The organism is Sphingomonas sp. SKA58 (assembly GCF_000153545.1).
GTDB classification, from domain to species: domain Bacteria; phylum Pseudomonadota; class Alphaproteobacteria; order Sphingomonadales; family Sphingomonadaceae; genus Sphingobium; species Sphingobium soli.
In genome coordinates this window covers 1,178,913-1,201,943 of record NZ_CH959306.1, presented here as the reverse complement: position 1 = coordinate 1,201,943, position 23,031 = coordinate 1,178,913, and the positions used below count along the sequence as shown (strand labels likewise).

General features: G+C 65.9%; 21 protein-coding genes. 11 read left to right on the top strand and 10 right to left on the bottom strand.

The genetic code is table 11. The features are described from left to right. The first annotated feature begins 5 nt into the window (after positions 1-5). Positions 6-1,925, top strand: a complete 1,920-nt coding sequence (gene dxs, locus SKA58_RS06360) for a 1-deoxy-D-xylulose-5-phosphate synthase (protein ID WP_009821562.1) — start codon at positions 6-8, stop codon at positions 1,923-1,925. A 96-nt stretch (positions 1,926-2,021) separates the two neighbouring features. Further along, a complete protein-coding gene (locus tag SKA58_RS06355; protein ID WP_009821561.1) occupies positions 2,022-3,509 on the top strand; it encodes a DUF4403 family protein in 1,488 nt (495 codons plus the stop codon). A 3-nt stretch (positions 3,510-3,512) separates the two neighbouring features. Here the strand turns inward: SKA58_RS06355 and SKA58_RS06350 are convergent, their stop codons facing one another. The 8 genes from SKA58_RS06350 to gpmA all read right to left on the bottom strand — a co-directional run bounded on the left by SKA58_RS06350 (position 3,513) and on the right by gpmA (position 11,357). Then, positions 3,513-3,926 (bottom strand): DUF3035 domain-containing protein, encoded by a 414-nt coding sequence (locus tag SKA58_RS06350; protein ID WP_009821560.1) that lies wholly within the window; start codon positions 3,924-3,926, stop codon positions 3,513-3,515. After that, complete coding sequence (lspA, locus tag SKA58_RS06345) at positions 3,923-4,435, bottom strand: signal peptidase II (RefSeq protein WP_009821559.1); 513 nt, start codon at positions 4,433-4,435, stop codon at positions 3,923-3,925. Before lspA ends, SKA58_RS06350 begins: the two co-directional genes overlap by 4 nt. Next, positions 4,432-7,398, bottom strand: a complete 2,967-nt coding sequence (gene ileS, locus SKA58_RS06340; protein ID WP_009821558.1) for an isoleucine--tRNA ligase — start codon at positions 7,396-7,398, stop codon at positions 4,432-4,434. Before ileS ends, lspA begins: the two co-directional genes overlap by 4 nt. Positions 7,399-7,519: 121 nt before the next feature. Further along, the gene (gene ribF, locus SKA58_RS06335; RefSeq protein ID WP_009821557.1) at positions 7,520-8,446 is read right to left on the bottom strand and encodes a riboflavin biosynthesis protein RibF; all 927 of its coding nucleotides are present in this window, start codon (positions 8,444-8,446) and stop codon (positions 7,520-7,522) included. Positions 8,447-8,516: 70 nt separating this feature from the next. Then, on the bottom strand, positions 8,517-9,005 hold the full coding sequence (locus SKA58_RS06330; protein ID WP_009821556.1) for a dihydrofolate reductase: 489 nt from the start codon (positions 9,003-9,005) through the stop codon (positions 8,517-8,519). After that, positions 9,002-10,072, bottom strand: coding sequence for a 5-(carboxyamino)imidazole ribonucleotide synthase (locus SKA58_RS06325; protein WP_009821555.1), 1,071 nt, complete (start codon positions 10,070-10,072; stop codon positions 9,002-9,004). Before SKA58_RS06325 ends, SKA58_RS06330 begins: the two co-directional genes overlap by 4 nt. Before the next feature lie 22 nt (positions 10,073-10,094). After that, the gene (gene purE / locus SKA58_RS06320) at positions 10,095-10,580 is read right to left on the bottom strand and encodes a 5-(carboxyamino)imidazole ribonucleotide mutase (RefSeq protein WP_009821554.1); all 486 of its coding nucleotides are present in this window, start codon (positions 10,578-10,580) and stop codon (positions 10,095-10,097) included. 90 nt (positions 10,581-10,670) lie between these two features. Further along, complete coding sequence (gene gpmA, locus SKA58_RS06315; protein WP_037542670.1) at positions 10,671-11,357, bottom strand: 2,3-diphosphoglycerate-dependent phosphoglycerate mutase; 687 nt, start codon at positions 11,355-11,357, stop codon at positions 10,671-10,673. Between the two features lie 168 nt (positions 11,358-11,525). On the opposite strand from gpmA, the gene sppA reads away from it, so the two are divergent. From sppA to purQ, 6 genes are all read left to right on the top strand, one after another. Next, entirely contained in the window at positions 11,526-13,409 is a 1,884-nt protein-coding gene (gene sppA / locus SKA58_RS06310) for a signal peptide peptidase SppA (RefSeq protein WP_037542196.1), read from the top strand. 109 nt (positions 13,410-13,518) lie between these two features. Beyond that, positions 13,519-14,814, top strand: coding sequence for a UDP-N-acetyl-D-mannosamine dehydrogenase (wecC, locus tag SKA58_RS06305; protein WP_009821551.1), 1,296 nt, complete (start codon positions 13,519-13,521; stop codon positions 14,812-14,814). A gap of 126 nt (positions 14,815-14,940) precedes the next feature. After that, on the top strand, positions 14,941-15,642 hold the full coding sequence (locus tag SKA58_RS06300; protein WP_009821550.1) for a polysaccharide biosynthesis/export family protein: 702 nt from the start codon (positions 14,941-14,943) through the stop codon (positions 15,640-15,642). 2 nt (positions 15,643-15,644) lie between these two features. Next, positions 15,645-17,768, top strand: a complete 2,124-nt coding sequence (locus SKA58_RS06295; RefSeq protein WP_009821549.1) for a GumC family protein — start codon at positions 15,645-15,647, stop codon at positions 17,766-17,768. 124 nt (positions 17,769-17,892) lie between these two features. Beyond that, complete coding sequence (gene purS / locus SKA58_RS06290) at positions 17,893-18,126, top strand: phosphoribosylformylglycinamidine synthase subunit PurS (protein WP_009821548.1); 234 nt, start codon at positions 17,893-17,895, stop codon at positions 18,124-18,126. 3 nt (positions 18,127-18,129) lie between these two features. Further along, positions 18,130-18,804: a phosphoribosylformylglycinamidine synthase subunit PurQ gene (gene purQ, locus SKA58_RS06285; RefSeq protein WP_009821547.1), complete on the top strand. Its 675-nt coding sequence runs from the start codon at positions 18,130-18,132 to the stop codon at positions 18,802-18,804. Positions 18,805-18,842: 38 nt separating this feature from the next. On the opposite strand, the gene wecB is transcribed toward purQ, so the two are convergent. After that, positions 18,843-19,955 (bottom strand): non-hydrolyzing UDP-N-acetylglucosamine 2-epimerase, encoded by a 1,113-nt coding sequence (gene wecB, locus SKA58_RS06280; RefSeq protein WP_009821546.1) that lies wholly within the window; start codon positions 19,953-19,955, stop codon positions 18,843-18,845. Between the two features lie 168 nt (positions 19,956-20,123). On the opposite strand from wecB, the gene SKA58_RS06275 reads away from it, so the two are divergent. Then, on the top strand, positions 20,124-21,443 hold the full coding sequence (locus tag SKA58_RS06275; protein WP_009821545.1) for a UDP-glucose dehydrogenase family protein: 1,320 nt from the start codon (positions 20,124-20,126) through the stop codon (positions 21,441-21,443). Beyond that, positions 21,443-21,565: a hypothetical protein gene (locus SKA58_RS20480; RefSeq protein WP_009821544.1), complete on the top strand. Its 123-nt coding sequence runs from the start codon at positions 21,443-21,445 to the stop codon at positions 21,563-21,565. The genes SKA58_RS06275 and SKA58_RS20480 overlap by 1 nt, the downstream gene beginning before the upstream one ends. A 3-nt stretch (positions 21,566-21,568) precedes the next feature. On the opposite strand, the gene SKA58_RS06270 is transcribed toward SKA58_RS20480, so the two are convergent. Then, on the bottom strand, positions 21,569-22,417 hold the full coding sequence (locus tag SKA58_RS06270) for an ABC transporter permease (RefSeq protein ID WP_009821543.1): 849 nt from the start codon (positions 22,415-22,417) through the stop codon (positions 21,569-21,571). A 118-nt stretch (positions 22,418-22,535) separates the two neighbouring features. On the opposite strand from SKA58_RS06270, the gene SKA58_RS06265 reads away from it, so the two are divergent. Continuing rightward, positions 22,536-23,031 (top strand): GcrA family cell cycle regulator (locus SKA58_RS06265; RefSeq protein WP_009821542.1); only part of this gene is annotated, 496 nt, incomplete at its 3' end.

Below are 23,031 nucleotides of genomic sequence, written 5' to 3'. Positions count from 1 at the left end.
TCATCATGACTGATCGCCCCGAAACCCCGCTGCTCGACCAGGTCGTCTGGCCGGCCGACCTGCGCAAGCTGCAGCCCGAACAGCTGCGCCAACTGGCCGACGAACTGCGCGCCGAAACCATCGCTGCCGTGGGCGTCACCGGTGGCCATCTGGGGTCGGGCCTGGGCGTGGTGGAGCTGACCGCGGCGATCCATTATGTGTTCGATACGCCCGATGACAAACTCATCTGGGATGTTGGCCATCAATGCTATCCTCACAAGATCCTGACCGGGCGGCGCGACCGCATCCGCACCCTGCGCCAGGGCGGCGGCCTGTCCGGCTTCACGAGGCGCGCGGAAAGCGACTATGATCCCTTCGGCGCGGCGCACAGCTCCACCTCCATCAGCGCGGCGCTGGGCTTTGCCATCGCCAACAAGATGCAGGACAAGCCGGGCAAGGCGATCGCGGTGATCGGCGATGGCGCCATGTCGGCGGGCATGGCCTATGAGGCGATGAACAACGCCCGCGACGCGGGCAACCGCCTGGTCGTCATCCTCAACGACAATGACATGTCGATCGCCCCACCGGTCGGCGGCCTGTCCGCCTATCTTGCCCGCCTCGTCTCCAGCCGCGAATTCCTTGGCCTGCGCGATCTCGCCAGGAAACTGGCGCGCAAGCTGCCCCGCCCGCTCCACAATGCGGCGCGCAAGACCGACGAGTTTGCGCGCGGCATGGCGATGGGCGGCACCTTGTTCGAGGAACTGGGCTTCTATTATGTCGGCCCCATCGACGGCCATAATCTCGACCAGCTGATCCCGGTGCTGGAAAATGTGCGCGACGCGGCCCAAGGGCCATGCCTGGTCCATGTCGTCACGCAAAAGGGCAAGGGCTATGCCCCGGCAGAGGCTGCGGCGGACAAATATCATGGCGTCCAGAAATTCGACGTCATTACCGGCACGCAGGACAAGGCGCCGCCCGGACCGCCCAGCTACACCAATGTCTTTGCGAAGGCGCTGATCGCCGAGGCGCAGCGCGATCCCGCTGTCTGCGCCATCACCGCGGCCATGCCGTCGGGCACGGGACTGGACAAGTTCCAGGCCGCCTTCCCCGATCGGATCTTTGACGTCGGCATCGCCGAACAACATGCCGTCACCTTTGCGGCAGGCTTGGCGGCGCAGGGCATGCGCCCCTTCTGCGCCATCTATTCGACCTTCCTGCAACGCGCTTATGATCAGGTCGTGCATGACGTGGCGATCCAGAACCTGCCCGTCCGCTTCGCCATCGATCGCGCGGGCCTCGTTGGCGCGGACGGATCGACCCATGCCGGCAGCTTCGACGTCACCTATCTCGCCACCCTGCCCAACATGGTCGTGATGGCCGCGGCCGATGAGGCGGAGCTGGTCCATATGGTCCGCACCTGCGCCATCCATGACAGCGGCCCCATCGCCGTGCGCTATCCTCGTGGCAACGGCACCGGTATCCCATTGCCAGAACAGCCGCAGGCGCTGGAAATCGGCAAGGGCCGCATCGTGCGCGAAGGGCGTCAGGTCGCGATCCTCTCGCTCGGCACCCGACTGGAGGAAGCAATGAAGGCTGCGGACGCGCTCGAGGCCAAGGGCCTCTCCACCACCGTCGCCGACCTGCGCTTCGCCAAGCCTCTGGACGAAGCGCTGATCCGCAAGCTGCTGACCACCCATGACGTCGCCGTCACCATAGAGGAAGGCGCGGTCGGCGGCCTTGGCGCGCATGTCCTGACGCTGGCGAGCGACCTTGGCCTCATCGACAATGGCCTGAAACTGCGCACGCTGCGCCTGCCCGACCTGTTTCAGGATCAGGACAAGCCGGAAAAACAATATGCGATGGCCCGTCTGGACGCCGACGGCATCATCGACACGGTACTGACCGCGCTACGCCACAACAGCGTGGGGGCCGGTGCGCGCGCCTGAATGACGCTGGCGCGGAACCATTTCGCCCGTTGACTGTCTTCCTTTCACCGCGGCGGCCCTGCGCCGCCGCGGACCAGAGAATAGGAGAAGGGGCAGTTGCACAGCGGTCTGCGGGCGGTTTGGCCGTCCTTTCGTCGTGGAACGCCGCTTGCCCTGCTGCTGCTCGCCGCCTGCCAGCAAAAGCCGACTGATCTCGCCCCGCAACGCGCGTCTGATCCCGTTCCCGTTCCCCGCGAAACATCCGTCATCGCCGTGCCGATCGACGCCGACGCCGACGCCCTGCGCGCGGCGATTGAAAAGGCCGTGCCGCGCACCTTATGGACGATCAACCGCCCGGAGCCTCGCTGCATACCTCCGCAAAAACTGCGCGTCTTTGGCGAGGAACTGAACGTCACGCCGCCCATCGGCTGCACCATCATCGGGGAGGTTACGCGCGGCCCGGTGACCTTGCACGGCGAAGGGCGCACGATCATCGCAGACCTTCCCGTCCATGCTCGCATCAGCGCCCGCGACGTGGCGGGTGTGCTGAAAGGGGAAACCGCCACCGGCACGGCGCGGGTGCAGGCGCGAATCCGGCTCGACATCGGGCGGGACTGGACGCCCACCGGCAAAATCGACCTCCATTATGACTGGACGACGCCGCCGGGCATCGATTTTCTGGGTCAGCGCATCCGCTTCACCGATGAGGCCGACGAAAGGCTGCGCCCGATCGTCGCGCGCCTCGAACGCGACCTGCCGCGCGAACTGGCGCAACTCAACCTTCGCGCCAAGGCGGAGGCAGCATGGCGCGGCGCATTCGCGACGCTGGAACTCAACCAGCGCAATCCCGCGGTCTGGATGCGCGTGGCGCCCAAACGCATCTTCTATAATGGCTATCGCATGGACGGGCGCACGTTGCGGCTCGACCTGGGGCTGGAGGCGGTGACGCAGACGCTGGTGGGCGTTGCCCGTCCAGATCCGCCGCGGCCGACGCCGCTTCCCCCGCTCGACCGAACGGACATCAACGACGGCCTGCGCTTTTTCCTGCCCGTCACGTCGGACTATCGCACGCTGGAACCCGTGATCCAGCGCGCACTCCACAAACGTGCGGCACGTCCCTTCACCCTGCCTGCGCTCGGTACGGTGCGCGCGCGCTTTTCCAATGTGACCTGCTATGGCGCAACCGGCGGCCGCATCGCCGTGGGCGTGGATATCGCCGCCCGTGTTGAGGGAAAGGACACCCATGGGCGCATCTGGCTGGCGGCGCGGCCCGTCAACGCACCCAATTCCCCGAAGGTGGATTTCGTCGATCCGGTCATCACCGGCGACACCGATGGGGCGGGCGGCGATACCGCGCTCGCCATCGCGCAGGCGCCGGGCTTCTCCAACCTAATCGCCGCAGCGTTGAGTCAGAATTTCGCCAAGGATATCGCGGAGCTCAAGGGCAAGATTGCCCGCGCCATCGCCGACAAACAGATCGGCGATTTCGTTATCCGCGCAAGGGCCGACCGCTATGAGATCGGCCAGATCCACGCCTATGGCCAGGGACTGCACCTGCCGGTCCGCGCGACCGGCAAGGCACAAATTCGCTACCAGCCGCGCTGACGATTATTGCGGAACCGCGGCGCGCGCGTCCTGCCCATCGCCTTCGGGCGCGGCAATGATGTCGCGGGTGGTGTTGCCCTTGTTCACGACCTGCGTATCGGGGTCGCCCGCCTGCGAGCGGATACCGGCGGCGGCATCGGCACGCCCGGCTTGGGTCAGCGTACCGCTCTCCGCGGCGCTGCGCTGGGCGGGACCACCGAACATCGCCTGCATCGCTTCCTGGCTGGCATCCACTGACGCAGCAGCCGGCGTGCCGGGCGCGGGCGGGACCAGCGCGAAATCGGGCGGCACGACCAGCGGCGCCTGACGCGATACGGCGAATTCATCGGGACGGTCGCGCCCCGCTAGGCCACGGCCGCCGCCGCAGGCCGACAGGGTTGCAATCAGGCCGGCAGCGAGGATCAGTTTACGCTTCACTTCAAAGTCTCCGTCTTTGCGCCCTTGTCGCGCAGCAGCAGCGCCCGCGCAAGCAGGATCAGCACGCCAATGGTGATGGCGGCATCCGCCAGATTGAAAATCAGGAAGGGCCGCCATTCGCCGAAATGCAGATCGGCATAATCGACGACATAGCCCAGCCGCACGCGATCGACGATATTGCCGATCGCCCCGCCCAGCACCAGGCCCAGCGCCGCAACGTCCTGCCGCGCCTTTTCCCGCCACATCCACACCGCGACGAAGGTGGCGATCAGAAAGGTCATGCCCACCAGCGCCCACCGCATCGCGTCGGTATCCGCGTGGAAAAAGCCCATCGACACGCCCCTATTCTCCAGCCAGCGCAGGCGGAATATCGGCAGCAGGTCTATCCCCTCATCCGCCCGGCTTTGCAGCGCCAGCGGATAGGTCACGATATATTTGATCAGCTGGTCGAGCGCGAGCGTCACGATCGCCACCGTCAGGCCCAGCGGGCGGTGATTGACGCCGCTCATGCTCCCAGCACCGTCGCGCAACGGTCGCACAGCGCGCCGTCCTGCGTCACTTCGGGCAGCTTGCGCCAGCATCGCCCGCATTTATGCCATTCGCTCGGCCGCACGATGATGCCGTCGCCCTCGCCCATGGTCACGCGCGCGACGATCGCCACTTCAGCGAAATCGACATCGCCCACCGGCAGCAATTCGCCCATGCTCACGTCGGCGTCCAGGCTGGACCGGACGATCTTGTCCCGCCGCAGCGGCTCGATTGCCTCGTTCACCTGTTCGCGCTGGTCGCGAAGCTCAGCCCATTTGTCCGCCAGATCGCCGTCGATCCAGCGCGCATCGACCTCGGGCCATTCCAGGAAATGGACGCTGTCGTCGGCACTTGGGAAGCGGCTCTGCCATACTTCCTCGGCCGTGAAGGGGATGATCGGCGCGACATAGCGGACCAGCGCGTGGAACAGCGTGTCGAGCAGGGTGCGATAGGCGCGGCGCTTGGGGTCCGACTTCGCATCGCAATAGAGGCAATCCTTGCGGATATCGAAGAAGAAGGCAGAAAGGTCACTATTGGCGAAATCGAAGATCGCCCGGCTGTAGCGGCTGAATTCCAGCCAGTTCTCGCTGCCCTTGCTCTTGTCCACCACCGCGCGCAGTTCCGCGTCCAACGCCGCCAGCCGATGGAGCATATACCGCTCCAACTCCGGCATTTCGGCATAGCTGACCGCTTCCGTCTCTTCATCATAATCGGACAGAGCGCCCAGCATGTAGCGGAACGTATTGCGCAATTTGCGATAGGCGTCCGACGCGCCAGCCAGCACTTCCTTGCCGATGCGCACGTCATCGAAATAGTCGGTGCTCGCGACCCAGACGCGCAAAATGTCCGCGCCGCTCTCGCTCATGATCTTGAGCGGATCTACGACATTACCAAGGCTCTTGGACATTTTCTTGCCCGTGCCGTCGAGCGCGAAGCCGTGGGTCAGTACCGCCTTGTAGGGCGCCCGGCCCCGCGTGCCGCAGCTTTCCAGCAGCGACGACTGGAACCAGCCGCGATGCTGGTCCGACCCCTCGATATAGAGGTCCGCGCGCGCGCCCTCGCCATAGCGGCCCTCGACCACAAAACTGTGCGTCGATCCGCTGTCGAACCAGACGTCCAGAATGTCGTTCACGACCTCATAGTCGGCCAGATCATAGTCGGGGCCAAGCAGCGCCTGATGATCCGCGCCGAACCACGCATCCGCGCCGCCAGCCTTGAAGGCTTCGACAATGCGGGCATTGACCGCTGGATCAACCAGATAGTCCCCACTCTTGCGATGCACATAGAGCGCGATCGGCACGCCCCAGGCGCGCTGGCGGGAGATCACCCAGTCGGGGCGGCCCTCCACCATCGACCGGATACGGTTGGTCGATCGCTCCGGCACCCAGCGGGTATGCGCGATCGCGTCGAGCGCGATTTCGCGTAGGGTTGCGCCGTTCGACGAGTTCTCGACGGACGCTTCTCGGCTTCGCTCGACGCTGTTCGAACCAAACGGAGTATTATGGACCTCGCTCCCACCGCCGTTCGGTTCGAGCTTGTCGAGAACGCCGCGCTTACCCTGCGGCTGGTCCATAGGAATGAACCATTGCGGGGTGCAGCGATAGATGATCTTCGCCTTCGACCGCCAGCTGTGCGGGTAGCTGTGCCGGAAATCGTCCGACGCCGCGAGCAGCCCCCCGGCTTGCGCCAAGTCGGTGCAAATCGGCCCGTCCTTGCTCACGAACTTGGGGTTGATGACGCTCCCCTGCCCGCCGAGCCATGCCCAGTCGGCGCGATATTTCCCGTCGCCCTCGACCGCAAAAACGGGGTTGATCCCGTGCGCCTTGCACAGCGCAAAGTCGTCCTCGCCATGGTCCGGCGACATATGAACCAGACCCGTGCCGGCGTCGGTGGTAACGAAATCGCCGGGCAGGAACGGACGCGGCTTGGCGAAGAAGCCGCCGAGATGGTGCATCGGGTGGCGGGCCACGGCACCGACGAGGTCGGAGCCTTTGACGGTCCCTTTCACATGGAATGTTCGATCTAACCGTTCCTCAAACGCAGGAATTAGGGCCGTCGCTATGAGATAAAGTCCTCGTTCTTTAATGACCGGCATTGGCTGGCCGGGTTGGACGTAGCCAGCCTCGCCCTCGAACAAGAGGCCAACAGAATACTCAACCTCCGGCCCATAGGCCAAAGCCTGGTTCACGGGGATCGTCCAGGGCGTCGTCGTCCAGATCACCGCATGCGCGCCAACCAGTTCCGGCGCATTGGGCGCTTCCACAATCTCGAACGCCACGTCGATCTGCGTCGACGTCACATCCTCATATTCGACCTCCGCCTCGGCCAGCGCGGTCTTTTCGACCGGGGACCACATGACGGGCTTCGCGCCGCGATAGAGTTGGCCGCTCTCCGCGAACTTGAGCAACTCGCCCACGATGGTGGCCTCGGCGTCGAACTTCATGGTGAGGTAGGGGTCTTCCCAATCGCCCATGATGCCCAGCCGCTTGAACTGCTCGCGCTGCACGCCGACCCATTTGTCGGCATAGGCGCGGCACTGGGCGCGGAACTCGGCGGCGGGCACCTCGTCCTTGTTCAGCTTCTTCTTGCGATATTCCTCCTCGATCTTCCATTCGATGGGAAGACCGTGGCAGTCCCAGCCGGGCACATAGGGCGCATCCTTGCCCAGCAGGGATTGCGAGCGAACGATGATGTCCTTCAGCACCTTGTTCATCGCATGGCCCATATGGATGTCGCCATTGGCGTAGGGCGGGCCGTCATGCAGGATGAAGCGTTCGCGCCCCGCGCGCTTCTCGCGCAGCTTGCCATAGAGGTCCATCGCCTCCCACCGCGCGGCAATCGCCGGCTCTTTCGCGCTCAGGCCCGCCTTCATCGGAAAGTCGGTCTGGGGCAGGAAGACGGTGGACTTATAGTCTTCGGTTTTCTGGGCAGGCTGGTCGGTCATGGGCGCGCTTATTCTGGCCCGTTCGGTTCGAGCAGCTTCGAGCGAAGCCGAGAAGCGTTCGTCGAGAATAGGTCTCGACACGCTCGAACCGAACGGAGGTTGAGCAAATCAGGGCCGTGCCCTACGCGAGCATGGGCGTTCCCGCAAGGATTTGCCGCGCATCGGCGCAGTCCTGGGCAATGCCGGCGGTCAGCGCGTCCAGCCCGTCATATTTGCGCTCGCCATGCAGATAGCGGATCAACTGCACCTCCACCTCCTGCGCATACAGGCTTTCGGCAAAGTCGAAGAAATGCGGCTCCAGCAACTCCTTGGGCGGATCGAAACTGGGGCGGATGCCCAAATTCGCCGCGCCGTTAAGCACTCGCCCATCGGGCAGGATGCCGCGCACCGCATAAATGCCATAGGCCGGCCGCAGATATGGCCCCATATCGATATTGGCGGTGGGAAAGCCGATCGTGCGGCCCAGCTTGTCGCCATGCTGCACCACGCCCCGGATCGCGAAGGGGCGCGTCAGCAGCCGGCACGCCGTCTCGCAGTCGCCCGCGCGCAGCGCCTCACGCACGCGGGTGGAGGAAATGATGCCCTGCGCATCGCTGACCGGCCCCACCGCTTGCGCCGACAGTCCCAGCGCCGCGAAGCTGTCGACCGTGCCGCTGCGCGCGCGGCCGAAGGTGAAATCCTCGCCCGTCACGACGGCCGCGACGCCCATATCCTCGATCAGCACGCGGACATAATCCGCCGGCTCCAGCGCCGCGAGCGCCGGCGTGAAATCGAACACCATCATCGCGTCCGCCCCCGCACGGGCGAATAATGCCTCCTGCTGATCCAGCGTGGTCAGACGAAAGCTGGGCGTATCGGGCCGGAACAGCCGCATGGGATGCGGATCGAAAGTCGCGACGATCGCCGGCCGTCCCTCGGCCTTCGCGCGCGCGATCGCGCGTCCGACCACCGCCTGATGCCCGGCATGAAAGCCATCGAAATTGCCGAGCGCCATGACGCTCCCGCGCAAATGCGGCGGGACCGGGGCGCTGCTGGAAAGCCGCTCCATGCGCCGCGCTATAGGGACAGGACGAAAAACTGGCAATGGAGGCGGATTACCCACCCATTCGCCCCCGCCATCAGTGCGCGCGCCGCTCGAACGTCACGAAGCTGTAGGCGGGGCGGCCATCCACAGCGGCGTGATCGGCCCGCGCCGTTTCGCGCCAATCCGCCGCATCGGGATAGGCGATGCTCGTGTCGCCGTCCGCGTCCAGATGCACTTCGGTCAGTTCGATCCGGTCCGCGATTGGCAGGACCTGGCGATATATCTCCGCGCCGCCAATGACCATCAGGCTCGCCGCCTGCGCCAGTGCGATCGCCCCATCCACATCATGGGCTACCTCCGCTCCCTCGGCCCGCCACGTTCGGTCGCGGGTCAGCACGATATGACGGCGGCCCGGCAGCAATCCGGGCAGGCTGTCGAACGTCTTGCGCCCCATCAGCATCGGGTGGCCCGCCGTGATCGCCTTGAAATGCTTCAAATCCGCCGGCAACCGCCAGGGCAGGTCGCCGTCCCGGCCAATCACGCCGTTGTCGGCACGGGCGAGGACAAGGATGATCTTGCTCACAGCGCCAGCCGCGTCACATGCCCCATCTTGCGGCCAGGGCGCGCCTCATGCTTGCCATAAAGATGCAGATGGTTGGCCGGATCGCGTAGAATATCAGCCCACGCCGCCACATCGTCACCGATCAGGTTGCGCATCTCGACACGCGGCGCGGCCAGACCCGTTTCGCCCAGCGGCAGGCCGCAAATGGCGCGCACATGATTTTCAAACTGGCTCGTCACCGCGCCTTCGATGGTCCAGTGGCCGCTATTGTGGACGCGCGGGGCCATTTCGTTGAAGACCGGCCCGTCGGCGCTGGCGAAAAATTCCAGCGTCAGCACGCCGACATAGTCCAGCGCATCGGCCACCTGCTTGGCCAGCGCCCGTGCCTGTTCGACCTGCCCCTCGATCAGCGGCCCGGCCGGCGCAGTCGATGTCGACAATATGCCATCGACATGAACATTGGCCGGCGAATCCCAGAATCGCACTGCGCCGTCCGCGCCGCGCACCAAAATCACCGAAAATTCCTCGGCAAAGGTCACGAACCCTTCCAGGATCGCGCTCTGCCGGCCGATCGCGTTCCACGCGCCCACCGCATCGCCCGGCTCGGCCAGGCGCGCCTGCCCCTTGCCGTCATAGCCCATGCGATTGGTCTTCAGGATCGCGCGGCTGCCGATCGTCTCGACCGCCGATTCCAGATCGTCCAGGCTTTCCACGGGCGCGAAGGGCGCGGTCAGCCCGCCAAGGTCGCAGACGAACCGCTTTTCCGCCAGCCGGTCCTGCGCCACGCGCAGCGCCTGCGCGCCCGGTCGCACCAGCCCATGCCGCGCCAGCGTGTCGACGGCGGACGGGTCGATATTCTCGAACTCATAGGTGACGACATCGACGCTGTCGGCGAAGGCGGACAGGGCGGCGGCATCCTCATAGGCGCCGTGCGTCCAGTTGGGCGATACGTCGGCGGCCGGCCCGCTATCTTCGGGCGCGAAAATATGGGTGCGATAGCCCAGCTGCGCCGCAGCGACGGCGATCATCCGGCCCAGCTGGCCGCCGCCAAGGATGCCGATGGTGGAACCGGGCGGGATGATCGTCATGGCGGTCCTGTTCTGATTCGTGTCAGTCTTCGACGGTATCGGCGACGGATTGCGTCTGCCGCGCGCGCCAATCGTCCAGCCGCTGCGCCAGCGCAGCGTCGCCCGTCGCCAGGATCGCCGCCGCCAGCAGGCCCGCATTGATCGCGCCGGGCTTGCCGATCGCCAGCGTGCCCACCGGAATGCCGCCGGGCATCTGGACGATCGACAGCAGCGAGTCCATGCCTTTGAGCGCCTTGGATTCGACCGGCACGCCCAACACCGGCAGGCGTGTCATCGCCGCGGCCATGCCCGGCAGATGCGCCGCCCCGCCCGCGCCCGCGATGATGACCTTCAGCCCCCGCGCCGCCGCGCCGCTGGCATAATCATACAGCCGCTGCGGCGTGCGGTGCGCCGACACCACCTTGCATTCATGCGCGACGCCCAGCGCCTCCAGCGTCTCGGCCGCATGCCGCATCGTGTCCCAATCGGAACGGGACCCCATGATGATGCCGACGTCGATAGCGCTCATGACCGTGCTGACTTCCCCTGATGGCGCGGAAAGCAAAGCCCCTTAGCGGCCGTACCGTCAGGGGGCAATGCGCTTTGCAGGCCGCGCGGATCAGCGCTCCGACAGATAATAGCGGTCGGTGGCGGTCAGGTCGTCTGCCAGCTCATAGACGATCGGCTGCCCGGTCGGGATTTCCAGGCCCGTAATCTCGTCGTCGGAAATGCCCGACAGATGCTTGACCAGCGCCCGCAGCGAATTGCCATGGGCGGAAATCAGCACCCGCTTGCCGGCTTTCAGGTCCGGCGCGATCACCGATTCCCAATAGGGCAGGACGCGCGCGATCGTGTCCTTCAAGGATTCGGTCGACGGAATCGCGATGCCCGCGTAGCGGCGGTCGCCCGACAGGTCGAACGCGCTGCCCGCTTCCATCACCGGGGGCGGAATATCGAAGCTGCGGCGCCAGATCTTCACCTGCTCATCGCCATGCTTCTCCGCCGTCTCCGCCTTGTTAAGGCCGGTCAGACCGCCATAATGGCGTTCATTGAGCCGCCAGTCCTTCTCGACCGGCAGCCACAGTCGCCCCATTTCCTCCAGCGCCAGGTTCAGCGTCTTGATCGCGCGGGTCTGGAGCGAGGTGTAGCACTGGTCAAAGTCCAGCCCCTTTTCCGCCATCAACCTTCCGGCCGCGCGCGCTTCCTCAACCCCCTTTTCGGTCACGTCCACGTCCCACCAGCCAGTGAAGCGGTTTTCCAGGTTCCAGGCGGACTGACCATGGCGGATAAGGACGAGGGTGGGCATGGGACGCATCTCCTGCACGACAGCGGCGAATGATGCGCCTTCCCATAACGGGCAAAATCGTGCGCGCAAGCTTGTCGCGGGCGACACATGCCCCACATTGCAGCGCAAGCGTTGATGCGATAGCGCCAGAAGCACAGATCGCGGGTTTAGACATGAGGAGCAGCCGACTTGGCATTTGTGAAGGGCGCATGGCGCATAGTGGTCGCGATCAAGGACGGTCTCGTCCTCCTGTTCCTGCTGCTCTTCTTCGGCGCGCTCTATACCGCCCTGTCCTATTCGCCCAAGCCGGCAAAGTCGGTGAACACCGGCGCGCTGCTGCTGGAACTTAACGGCACGGTCGTTGAACAGCCCGCCGAAATCAGCCCGACCGCGCTGTTGAGCGGCGGCGCGCCTGAGGCCAGGGAATATCGCCTGTCCGACATCGTCACCGCGCTGGAAGCGGCCAAAGGCGATGCGAAGGTCAAGGCGGTGGTCCTCAACCTCGACGGGTTTCTGGGCGGCGGTCAGGTCGCGCTCGGCCGTATCGGCGCGGCGCTCGATGCTGTGCGCGCGGCGAAGAAGCCTGTGCTCGCCTACGCTACGCTTTACAGCGACGACAGCTATCAACTCGCCGCCCATGCCAGCGAAGTGTGGACCGATCCGCTCGGCGGCGTGGCGATCATGGGCCGGGGTGGCTCCAACCTCTATTATAAGGGGCTGATCGACAAGCTGGGGGTCAACACCCATGTCTATCGCGTCGGCACGTACAAGAGCTTCGTCGAACCCTTCATCCGTACCGAACAATCGCCCGAAGCGCGCCAGGCCAATCAGGCGCTGGCCGAGGCGCTGTGGCAGCAATGGCAGGATGATGTAGCCAAGGCGCGCCCCCGCGCGAGGATCGCGGCCTATGCCGGCGATCCCGCCGCTGCCGCCCGTGCCGCCAATGGCGATATTGCCAAGGCCGCGCTCTCCGCTGGCCTGGTGGACAAGCTGGGCGACGCCACCACTTTTGCCGATCATGTCGCGGACATTGCCGGGGATTCGGCGGCCGGTGATGCCACCGGCTTTGCGGCCATCGACCTGCGCTCCTATGTGAAGGCCCGCGCACCCGCTAATAACGGGCAGATCGGCGTGCTGACGGTTGCGGGGGACATCGTCGATGGCGAAGCCGGCCCCGGCACCGCTGCGGGCGACACGATTTCCGACCTGCTGCTGAGCGCGCTCGATAAGGGCAATCTCAAGGCACTGGTCGTCCGCGTCGATTCGCCGGGCGGGTCGGTCATGGCGTCGGAAAAGATCCGCAGCGCCATCATGCAGGCGAAGGAGGATGGCCTGCCCGTCGTCGTGTCGATGGCCAATGTCGCGGCCAGCGGCGGCTATTGGGTCTCCACGCCTGGCGATGTCATCTTTGCCGAACCCGACACCATCACCGGATCGATCGGCGTCTTTGGCATATTGCCCAGCTTTGAAGGGACGCTGGCGAAAATGGGCATCACCACGGATGGCGTGCGCACCACGCCCCTGTCGGGTCAGCCCGACTTGGCCGGCGGCACCACGCCCGAATTCGACCAGATCATGCAATTGGGCGTTGAGGATATCTATCGCCGCTTCGTCGGCCTTGTCGCTCAATCGCGCAAAAAGAAGCCGGAACAGATCGACCGCATCGCGCAGGGTCGCGTCTGGGACGGCGGCACCGCGCGCCAGCTTGGCCTTGTCGATCGGTTCGGCGGGCTGGAGGATGCGATTGCCGAAGCGGCTCGCCGCGCAAAGATCGATCCGGCAAAGGCACGCGCCTTCCGCATCGAAAAGCAGCCCGACAAATGGGCCGAATGGTTGCAGGAATTCGCTGAACGGGAAAGCGACGACGCCACCGCCCCGCGCGACATGCTGGCGCGTCAGGCCTGGCTCCAGCGCGGCTGGGCGTTGCAGGCGGTCAGCGACGTGCGCGGGCTCGTGTCGGGCGCGGGGGTGCGCGCGGACTGCCTGGAATGTCGCGGCTATGGCGCGCCCCGTCCGCGCCAGGCGGCGGACGACCATGGCATGATGGCGATGCTGGCGACGCTCTGGCGCTGATGGCCGTGGTAGGGCGCGTCTCCGCCCTGCACTTGCCATTACCGAATTCTTCAGCAATTTCGGCCAAAAGCCGCTAATCATTGCCGTTGAACAGGGGATTTGCCGCTCCATGCCCGTCGATACCAAGCAAAAGGTTTCCGTTATCGGCCTTGGCTATATCGGCCTGCCGACCGCAGCGCTGATCGCGCGCGGCGGGTGCCAGGTGGTGGGCATCGACGTCTCGCCCCATGTCGTGGAAACCGTCAATTCCGGCCGCGTCCATATCGAGGAAGTCGATCTTGACGGGCTGGTGCAGGGCGTCGTCGCACGCGGCAATCTGCGCGCCAGCCTGACGGTGGAGGAAAGCGACGTCTTCATCATCGCCGTGCCGACCCCGGTGGCAGAGGATCGCGCACCTGACATTTCCTATGTGCTCAAGGCCGCCCGCACGGTCGCCCCGGTGCTCAAGGCCGGCGATACGGTGATCCTCGAATCCACCTCGCCCGTCGGCACGACCGAAGCGATGCGCGACATTTTCGCGCAGCTGCGTCCCGACCTCAAAATGCCGGGCATGGGCGCGCAGGGCGACGTCGCCATCGCCTATTGTCCCGAACGCGTGCTGCCCGGCCGCATCCTGGTGGAGCTGATCGACAATGATCGCTGCATCGGCGGCATCACGCCGCGCTGCGCCCGCAAGGCGCTGGGCTTCTACCGCCAGTTCGTGCGCGGCGCCTGCATCACGACGACCGCCCGCGCGGCCGAAATGGTCAAGCTGGTCGAGAACAGCTTTCGGGACGTCAACATCGCCTTCGCCAATGAATTGTCCGTCATTGCCGACAATATGGACATCGACGTGTGGGAGGTGATCCGCCTCGCCAACCGGCATCCGCGCGTCAATATCCTCAATCCCGGCCCGGGCGTCGGTGGTCACTGCATCGCGGTCGATCCGTGGTTCATCGTCCATGGCGACCCGGAAAATGCCCGCATCATCCGCACCGCACGCGAAGTAAATGACGGCAAGACCGATCATGTCGTAGCGAAGGCATCCGACCTGATCGACGATTTCGCTGGCGAGGACATCGCCTGCCTCGGCCTCGCCTTCAAGGCGAACATCGACGATTTCCGCGAAAGCCCGGCCGTGAAGGTCGCCGCGCGACTCGCCCGCCGCTATGGCCGCCGCATCAAGCTGGTCGAACCCTATGCCCGGGAACTGCCGATGGACTTCGCCGGCACGGGTGCAGAACTTATCGATCTCGATACGGCTCTGGAACAATGTGGCGTGTTCGTCATTCTGGTCGATCATGACATGTTCAAATCCGTCCCCGTCGACGAACGCGCCGACAAGGCTGTCTATGATACGCGGGGAATCTGGCCCGATCAGCCCCGCCGAGCGGCAGCGTCGACATCGGGGCGCATTGCGGTCTGACGGGGGCCGCCACGGCGCAGCCCGTCTCGCACGCGGTTGCCATTGCCCCGCCCCGCCGCTAACCCCCGCAAGGCACGATGTTTTTTTTGCGCGTGCGAAAGCAACGGCCGATGGGGGACATGAGGCATGATGCGACAGCCTGCGCCGCGCGCGATCATGGCCGCCTTGTTGCTGGGCAGCGTCGCGGCCTGCGCCACCGTCGAGGATGCGCCGCGCGGGGATCAGGCTTATGCGGTCATTCCTCCGCCGCCTGCCGTCGGCATGGACTATCGCCTCTCCCCCGACGATGTGCTGCGCATCCGGGTCTATCATGAACCCGACCTGTCGCTGGAAGACGCACAGGTCGATGCGCAGGGCATGGTGCGGATGCCCCTGATTGGCGCGGTTCCGGTCGCGGGCCTGTCCGCCAGCGAAGCCGCCGACGTCATCGCCGGGCGTCTGGGCGAACGCTATCTCGTCTCGCCGCAGGTCAGCCTGTTCGTCAAGAAGGCGGTGGGCCGTCGCATTACGCTGGACGGCGAAATTCGCGAACCCGGCCTCTATCCGATTGATGGCCGCCTGACCCTGTCGCAGGCGCTTGCCCTAGGCAAAGGTCCGACCCGCCTGGCCGACACGCGCCAGGTCGTGGTGATCCGCCGGCTCGATGGTCAGCGGCAGGCGGCGATGTTCGACCTGGGCGCTATCCGAAAGGGCGAAGCGGCCGACCCTGAAATCCTGCCGGGCGATCAGGTGATCGTCGGCCTGTCGCGCGCCAAGGCGATCCTTGGCGGCGCGCTCATTGCCGCGCCTGCGCTTGCCGCCGGCTTCATCGCGCTGGACGGAGACTGACCATGGCCGCCACCACGCCCCCTCTGCACGATCGCCCGGAACGCCTTGGCCTAGGCGCGCGGCTGACGCGCGGTCTGCGGGACTATGGGCTGCTGCTGCGCCGCCACCGGGTGATCCTGTTCGTCACCATGGCGCTCTGCCTGCTCGTGGCGCTGCTCTATATTCTCTTGTCCACCCCCGATTATCGCGCCACCGCCTCGGTCGAGGTGCAGGATGTGCCCGCAGGCGCGGCCGGCTCCGGCGTGCCACCGCGCCCCAGCACCGACGGCATCGAAACAGTGATGCAGACGCAGCTGGAAGTGCTGCGCAGCCGCGCCCTGGCGCAGGATGTCGCGCGCAGCCTTTCGCTGGTGGGCACCCCCACCTTCTTCCAGGGCATGGGCGTCAGCCGCCCGAAAGCCGGAGCCGGCGGCCAGAGCCAGCGCCAGGCCGAGCAGGAGCGCGTCATTGCCCTGCTGCGCGATCATCTGGAGGTCGAGCTGCCGGGCAAGTCGCGGGTCATCCGCATCCATTTCGTCAGCGCCGATCCGGCGCTCTCGGCGAGGATCGCCAACGGCTATGCCGACAGCCTGATCCGCTCGGACCTGAAACGCGGCTTCCAATCGGGTGTTCAGGCGCGGCGCTTCCTGCTGGGTGAGCTGGACGGCGCGCGGCGCGATCTGGAACGGGCGGAGCGCGAACTGGCGGTCTATGCCGCGCGCAACGGCGCACCGATCCCGCCTGGCGCGGACATGGACAGCGCATCCTCTGCAAATAGCCCCGCCGGACCATCGGGATCGGAAATCGACAGCCGGCTGGCGCAGTTGAACAGCCTGCGCGCCCAGGCGCTGGCCGATCGGATCGCGGCGCAGAAACGGTGGGAAAGCGCCCGCGCCGCCTCCACCGAAACCCTCCCCGAAGTGCTCGGCAACGGCGCGATGCAGGACTTGATGGCGCAACGAGCGCAGGCGCGGGCCGAACTGGTCGAGGAACGGCAATTCCGCAAGGACGCGCATCCGCAAATGCGCGAAACGCGCGCCCGGCTCGCCGCACTCGACGATCAGGCGCAGCAGATGGCTAATCGCATCCGCGCCTCGCTGCGACAGGACTATGACATCGCCCGGCGCGGCGAAAAGCAGATTGCCGACGAGATCGCCGATGTCGAACAGGATGCGCAGGCCGCGCGTGGCCGCAGCGTCCAGATGGGCATGTACGAACGCTCGGTCGAAACCTATCGCATGCTGCACGACAGCCTGCTCCAGCGCTATCGCGACATGGCCTCGCAAGCCGGCTTTCAGGCGGGCCGCATCCAGCCCCTTGACCGCGCGTCCCCGCCCGACAGCCCCTTTTCACCCAAAGTCGGGGAAACAATGCTGTTCGCCGCGCTCGGCGGGTTGGCGCTCGGCCTGCTGCTGGTGGGCGCGCGTCACGCCTTTGACGATGCGGTGACGTCGGCCGAAACGCTGGCGGAGCGGGTCGATCTGCCGCTGCTGGGCGCCGTGCCGGTCACGGGCGACAATCCCCAGCCGTCCGAAGTCTTCGCTCCCATCGCCCGCTCGCTGCTACTTGCCTCCACCGGGGGCCTGCCGCGCTCCATCCTCGTCACCAGCGCGCAGGAAGGGGAAGGCAAGTCGCTCACCCTCAACGCCCTCGCACGCGCGCTCGCCGCCCTCGACAAGACGGTGCTGGTGCTCGACGGCGACATGCGCCGTCCGGTCCAGCACGCCCTCTTCCGCGTCGCGCCCGGCAAGGGGATCAGCGAAGTGCTGACGGGTCAGGCAAACGCGGTCGACGCCGTCATCGCGACGGGCGTACCCGGCGTTTCGCTGCTGCCCTGCGGCGCGGTGCCACCCAACCCCACCGAGTTGCTGGCCACCCCCGCGCTCGACGATCTGCTGGCATCGGTGCGCGATCATTATGATACGATCCTGATCGACGCGCCGCCGATCCTGGGCCTCGGCGACACGCCGCTGCTCGCCACGCGTACGCAGGCGACCTTGATGGTCGTCGAATGGGGCCGCAACCATCATGGCGGGCTGCGCACGGCGGTCGATCGCCTCCGCCGCGCCGGCGGCGTCATCATCGGCGCGATCCTGACCAAGCAGCAGGGCCGCGCCTTCGACTATGATTATCATCGCGGCGACTAGGTCCGCGTCCCTTCGTCCCCCGACTCATAATGGCTTGCCTCGCGCGCGCGCCGGGCCTAGGGGGTGCCGCATTATTGCCGCCGCCCGCCGCGCGGCCCAGGTTGATCCCAAGGAGCAGCACGCCATGAAAGCCCGCATCTTCGTCACCCTCAAGGGCGGTGTCCTCGATCCCCAGGGCAAGGCGATCCATCACGCGCTCGAAGGCCTCGGCTTTGGCGGCGTCAATGATGTGCGCGCCGGCAAGCTCATTGAGCTCGATCTGGCCGATGGCACCAGCGACGACGATATCGATGCCATGTGCCGCAAGCTGCTCGCCAACACGGTGATCGAAAATTATCGCATCGAAAAGGTGGCCTGAGCCATGAAAAGCGCCGTCATCGTCTTTCCCGGCAGCAATTGCGACCGCGACCTGGCGGTGGCGTTCGAAGCGGCCACCGGGGTCAAGCCCGCTATGATCTGGCACCGGGACACGGATCTGCCAGCCGACATCGACCTGATCGGCGTGCCCGGCGGCTTTTCCTATGGCGATTATCTGCGGTCCGGCGCCATGGCCGCGCGTTCGCCCGTCATGCAGGCGGTTGCGCAGGCGGCATCGCGCGGGGCCTTCGTGCTGGGCGTCTGCAACGGCTTTCAGGTGCTGACCGAAAGCGGCCTGCTGCCCGGCGCGCTGCTGCGCAATGCAGGCGGTCATTTCGTCTGCCGCGACGTGCCGCTGACCGTCGAAAATGCACAAAGCGCCTTCACCAGCCGCTATGCCGCCGGTGAAACCATCCGCTATCCCGTCGCCCATCATGACGGCAATTATTTCGCCGATGACGCCACGCTCGACCGGCTGGAGGGCGAAGGCCGCATCGCGCTGCGCTATGCCGAAAATATCAACGGGTCGGCCCGCAACATCGCTGGCATCCTCAACGATACGGGCAATGTGCTGGGCATGATGCCGCACCCCGAACGCGTCATCGAGCCCGCCCATGGCTCGACCGATGGCAAGCGCCTATTCGACGGCCTGGTCGAAGGACTGCTGGCCCGCGCCTGAGGTGCATTTCGCGACCGGGCATCAACCCGGCCGCCACATCACGCCCCGCTGATCACGGCCGCGATCCGCTCGGCCGCCCCGCCGTCGCCGAACGGGTTATGTGCCCGCGCCATCGCCTGATAGGCCGCGTCATCGTCCAGCAGCGCCAGCACCTCGTGCACGATCCGCTCGCGATCCGCACCCACCAACAGCGCCGTGCCCGCGTCCACGCCCTCGGGCCGCTCGGTCGTTTCGCGCATGACCAGCACCGGCTTGCCGAGCGACGGCGCTTCCTCCTGCACCCCGCCGCTGTCGGTCAGCACCAGATGGCTTATGTCCAGCAACCGCACGAAATGCGGATAATCCAGCGGTTCGATCATCGCGACATTGGGCAGGTCGCCCAGCACGGCATCCATGATCGGGCGGACATTGGGATTGGGATGAACCGGAAAGATCACCGCCACATCCGGCCGCGCGGCGATGTCGGCGATCGCGCGTGCGATCGATTCCATGCCGCCGCCGAAATTCTCGCGCCGGTGCGTCGTCACCGCCACGATCCGCCTGCCCGCAAAGCGCGCCGCCAGATCGTCCAGCCCCCGCGCCATGGCGGGCGTATCACGTACCCGGTCGCGCGTCGCCAGCAAAGCGTCGATCACCGTATTGCCGGTGACGTGGATGGAGGCAGGATCGCGGCTTTCCTTCATCAACGCATCGGCCGCTGCCTGCGTCGGGGCGAAATTCATGTCAGCGATGCAGGCGACCACCCGCCGGTTCACCTCTTCGGGCCAGGGATGGTGAATGTCGCCGCTGCGCAACCCTGCTTCGACATGGGCGACCGGGATTTTGCGATAATAGGCCGCCAGGCTCGCCACCATCGTCGTCAGCGTGTCGCCATGCACCACCACGCGATCGGGCTTTTCCGCATCAAAGGCCCTGCCCAGTTCGACGATCAGCTTCGCCGTCAGCCCGTCCAGCGTCTGGTTGGGCACCATCACGTCCAGGTCGATGTCCGGCACGATCCCGGCAATTTCCAGCACCTGATCCAGCAGCCCGCGATGCTGCGCGGTCACGATCACCCGCGTATCGACCCCCTGTCGCCTTTGCAGCGCATGGACGACCGGGAACATCTTGATCGCTTCGGGCCGCGTCCCGAACACAATGGCCACCTTCACATCTCGCTCCCTCATCATTCCCTGCACCGCCTGTCGCAGAAATTGGTATACAGCCGCTGAACATCTTGTGTATTTCCGCGCTGCAATGCAGCAAGCGGCACGCGCGAAAAGCTATGGGACTGTCGCGCCGCATGGGCTTATTCTCAAGGGTGGAGCGGGGAAGATCGCATGAAAATCACGATGATCGGCACGGGTTATGTAGGCCTTGTGTCGGGGGCCTGTTTTGCGGATTTCGGGCATGACGTTGTGTGCGTCGACAAGGATGCGGGCAAGATCGCAGCGATCGAATCCGGCCGCATGCCGATCTTCGAGCCGGGCCTTGACCAGCTTGTGGGCAATAATGCCGCGGCCGGCCGCCTCACCTTCACCACGGATCTTGCCGCCGGGGTCAAGGGCGCGGACGCCATCTTCATCGCGGTCGGCACGCCTTCGCGCCGGGGCGATGGCCATGCCGATCTCTCCTATGTCTATGCTGCGGCGCGGGAAATCGTCGGCGCGCTCGATGGCCCTGCCGTCATCGTCACCAAGTCGACCGTGCCCGTGGGCACCGGTGACGAGGTCGAGCGGATCGCCCGCGAACTGCGCCCGGACCTTGACATCCAGTGCGTCTCCAACCCCGAATTCCTGCGCGAAGGCGCGGCGATCGGCGACTTCAAGCGGCCCGACCGCGTCGTCGTGGGCACCACCGGCTCTGAGCGCGCGATCGCGGTGATGAGCCAGGTCTACCGACCGCTCAACCTCAACCAGGCGCCGCTGATGTTCACCGGCCGCCGCACCGCCGAACTCATCAAATATGCCGCCAACGCCTTCCTCGCGACCAAGATCACCTTCATCAACGAGATGGCGGACCTGTGCGAGGCGGTGGGCGCGGAAGTGCAGGACGTGTCGCGCGGCATCGGCCTCGACAATCGCATCGGCGGCAAGTTCCTGCACGCTGGCCCCGGCTATGGCGGCTCCTGCTTCCCCAAGGATACGCTCGCGCTGGTCAAGACGGGCCAGGATCATGACGCGCCGATCCGCATCGTGGAAACGGTGGTGCAGGTCAACGACCTGCGCAAGCGCGCCATGGGCCGCAAGATCGTCAAGGCCCTGGGCGGCGACGCGCGCGGCAAGAAAGTCGCGCTGCTGGGCCTCACCTTCAAACCCAATACCGACGACATGCGCGACGCCCCCAGCCTCGCCATCGTCCAGGCGTTGGAGGATGCCGGCGCGACCATCGTCGCCTATGATCCCGAAGGCATGGAGGTCGCCGCGCCGATGATGCCATCCGTCACGATGGCGAGCGACGCCTATGAGGCAGCCGACGGCGCCGACGCGCTGGTGCTCGTCACCGAATGGGACATTTTCCGCGCGCTGGACCTGAAACGCATCGCCGCCGCCATGGCCGGCAAGGCGCTCATCGACCTGCGCAACATCTACCCCCTCGCCGAAGCCCAGGACGCCGGCTTCACCCTCACCCGCGTCGGCGCAAGCGGGGCGACGGCCTGATGCGCCTGCCGCAGGATGGGGAGAGGCGCGATCGCTCTCCCCGCCTGCATCACTGGCTGCTGGCGGGGGCTATGCTCTTCGTCATGATGCTCGCGGTGCCGCTGTTCGCCGCCTTCATCTGACGATCAGGCCTTGATCTTCCAGCCGCGCCGCAACAGCGTATAGCACAGCCCGCCGAACAGCAGGTTCAGCCCCAGCAGCACCGCGCTGCCCACCACCACATTGGTGTCGGCCGCCGCGACGAAGCCATAGCGGAAGCCGGAGATGATGTAGAAAAACGGATTGGCATGGCTGACGCCCTGGAAAAAGGCGGGCAGCCGGTCGATCGAATAGAAGGTGCCCGACAGCAGCGCCAGCGGCCCGATCACGAAATTGGTGATCGCAGCGCCATGGTCGAACTTCTCCGCCCAGATGGATGTCAGCACCCCCAGAAACGCGATGAAACTGGTGCCGAGCAAGCCGAACCACAGTACCGCCCACAGATGCGCGGGCGTCACATGCACGCCCGGCCACGCTGCCATCGCCAGCCATAGGGCGCAGCCCACGAACACCGCGCGCGTCACTGAAGACGCCGCCAACGCGAACAGCAATTCGCCCACCGAAATCGGCGGCATCAGATAGTCGACCAGCGTTCCCTGCACCTTGCCGACCATCAACGAAAAGCTGGCATTGGCGAAACAGGCATTGATCATGCCCATGATGATGAGGCCGGGCGCGATGAAATCGGCAAAGGCCACCGCCTCGCCGCGCAGCGAAACCGTCCGTCCGCTTCCCCCCAGCGCAACAATGAAGATGATGAGGAACATCAAGGTCGTGATCGCAGGCGCCCACACCGTCTGCAACTGCACCTTCAGGAACCGGCGCACCTCCTTGCGGTAGAGCGCCCAGGTCCCGGCCCAGTTCACGTTGCGGATCTGCGGCACGCCCGGCTCGGCAAAGGGCGAGTCGGCGACAATTTTGGGCTGGTCGTTCATGGTGGGATCGACTATCGGCTGGTCCGTTGTGCTGCAAGGGTTCAGGTCCAAAGGATTTGAACCTGATGCGCGGGCTTCCCATATGGGGAGTGATCCCAAATCTGTAAGGAGTTTTTCATTGTCCTGGACTGACGAGCGCATCGACCAGCTCAAGGCGATGTGGGAACGCGGCCTGACCGCCAGCCAGATTGCCGAGGAACTGGGCGGCGTCAGCCGCAACGCGGTGATCGGCAAGGCGCATCGCCTCGGCCTGCAATCCCGCCCGTCCCCGGTAAAGGCGAATGAAACGCCCAAGCGCGCCGCCGCGCCTGTCCGCAAGCCTGCACCCGCAGCGCCGGAAGCCGAAACGCCCCGCGCCGCCGCGCCGGTTTCCGCCCCGCCACCGCCGCCACGCCCGGCGGCCGCACCTGCTGCGCCCGCCGCCGCGCCTGCTGCGCCGGCAGCCGATGCCGCATCGGACGCGCCCACGCCCGCGCCGCAGCCGCGCATCATCTCCGTCGGCCCTGGCGGCTTCCTGCGTCAGGGTCCGGGCGATCAGCAGGCGCCGATCCCGCCCGCGCCGCCACGCCGCCTGGTGCCTGCCAAGCCCAGCCCGGAAATCGCCGACAAGACCA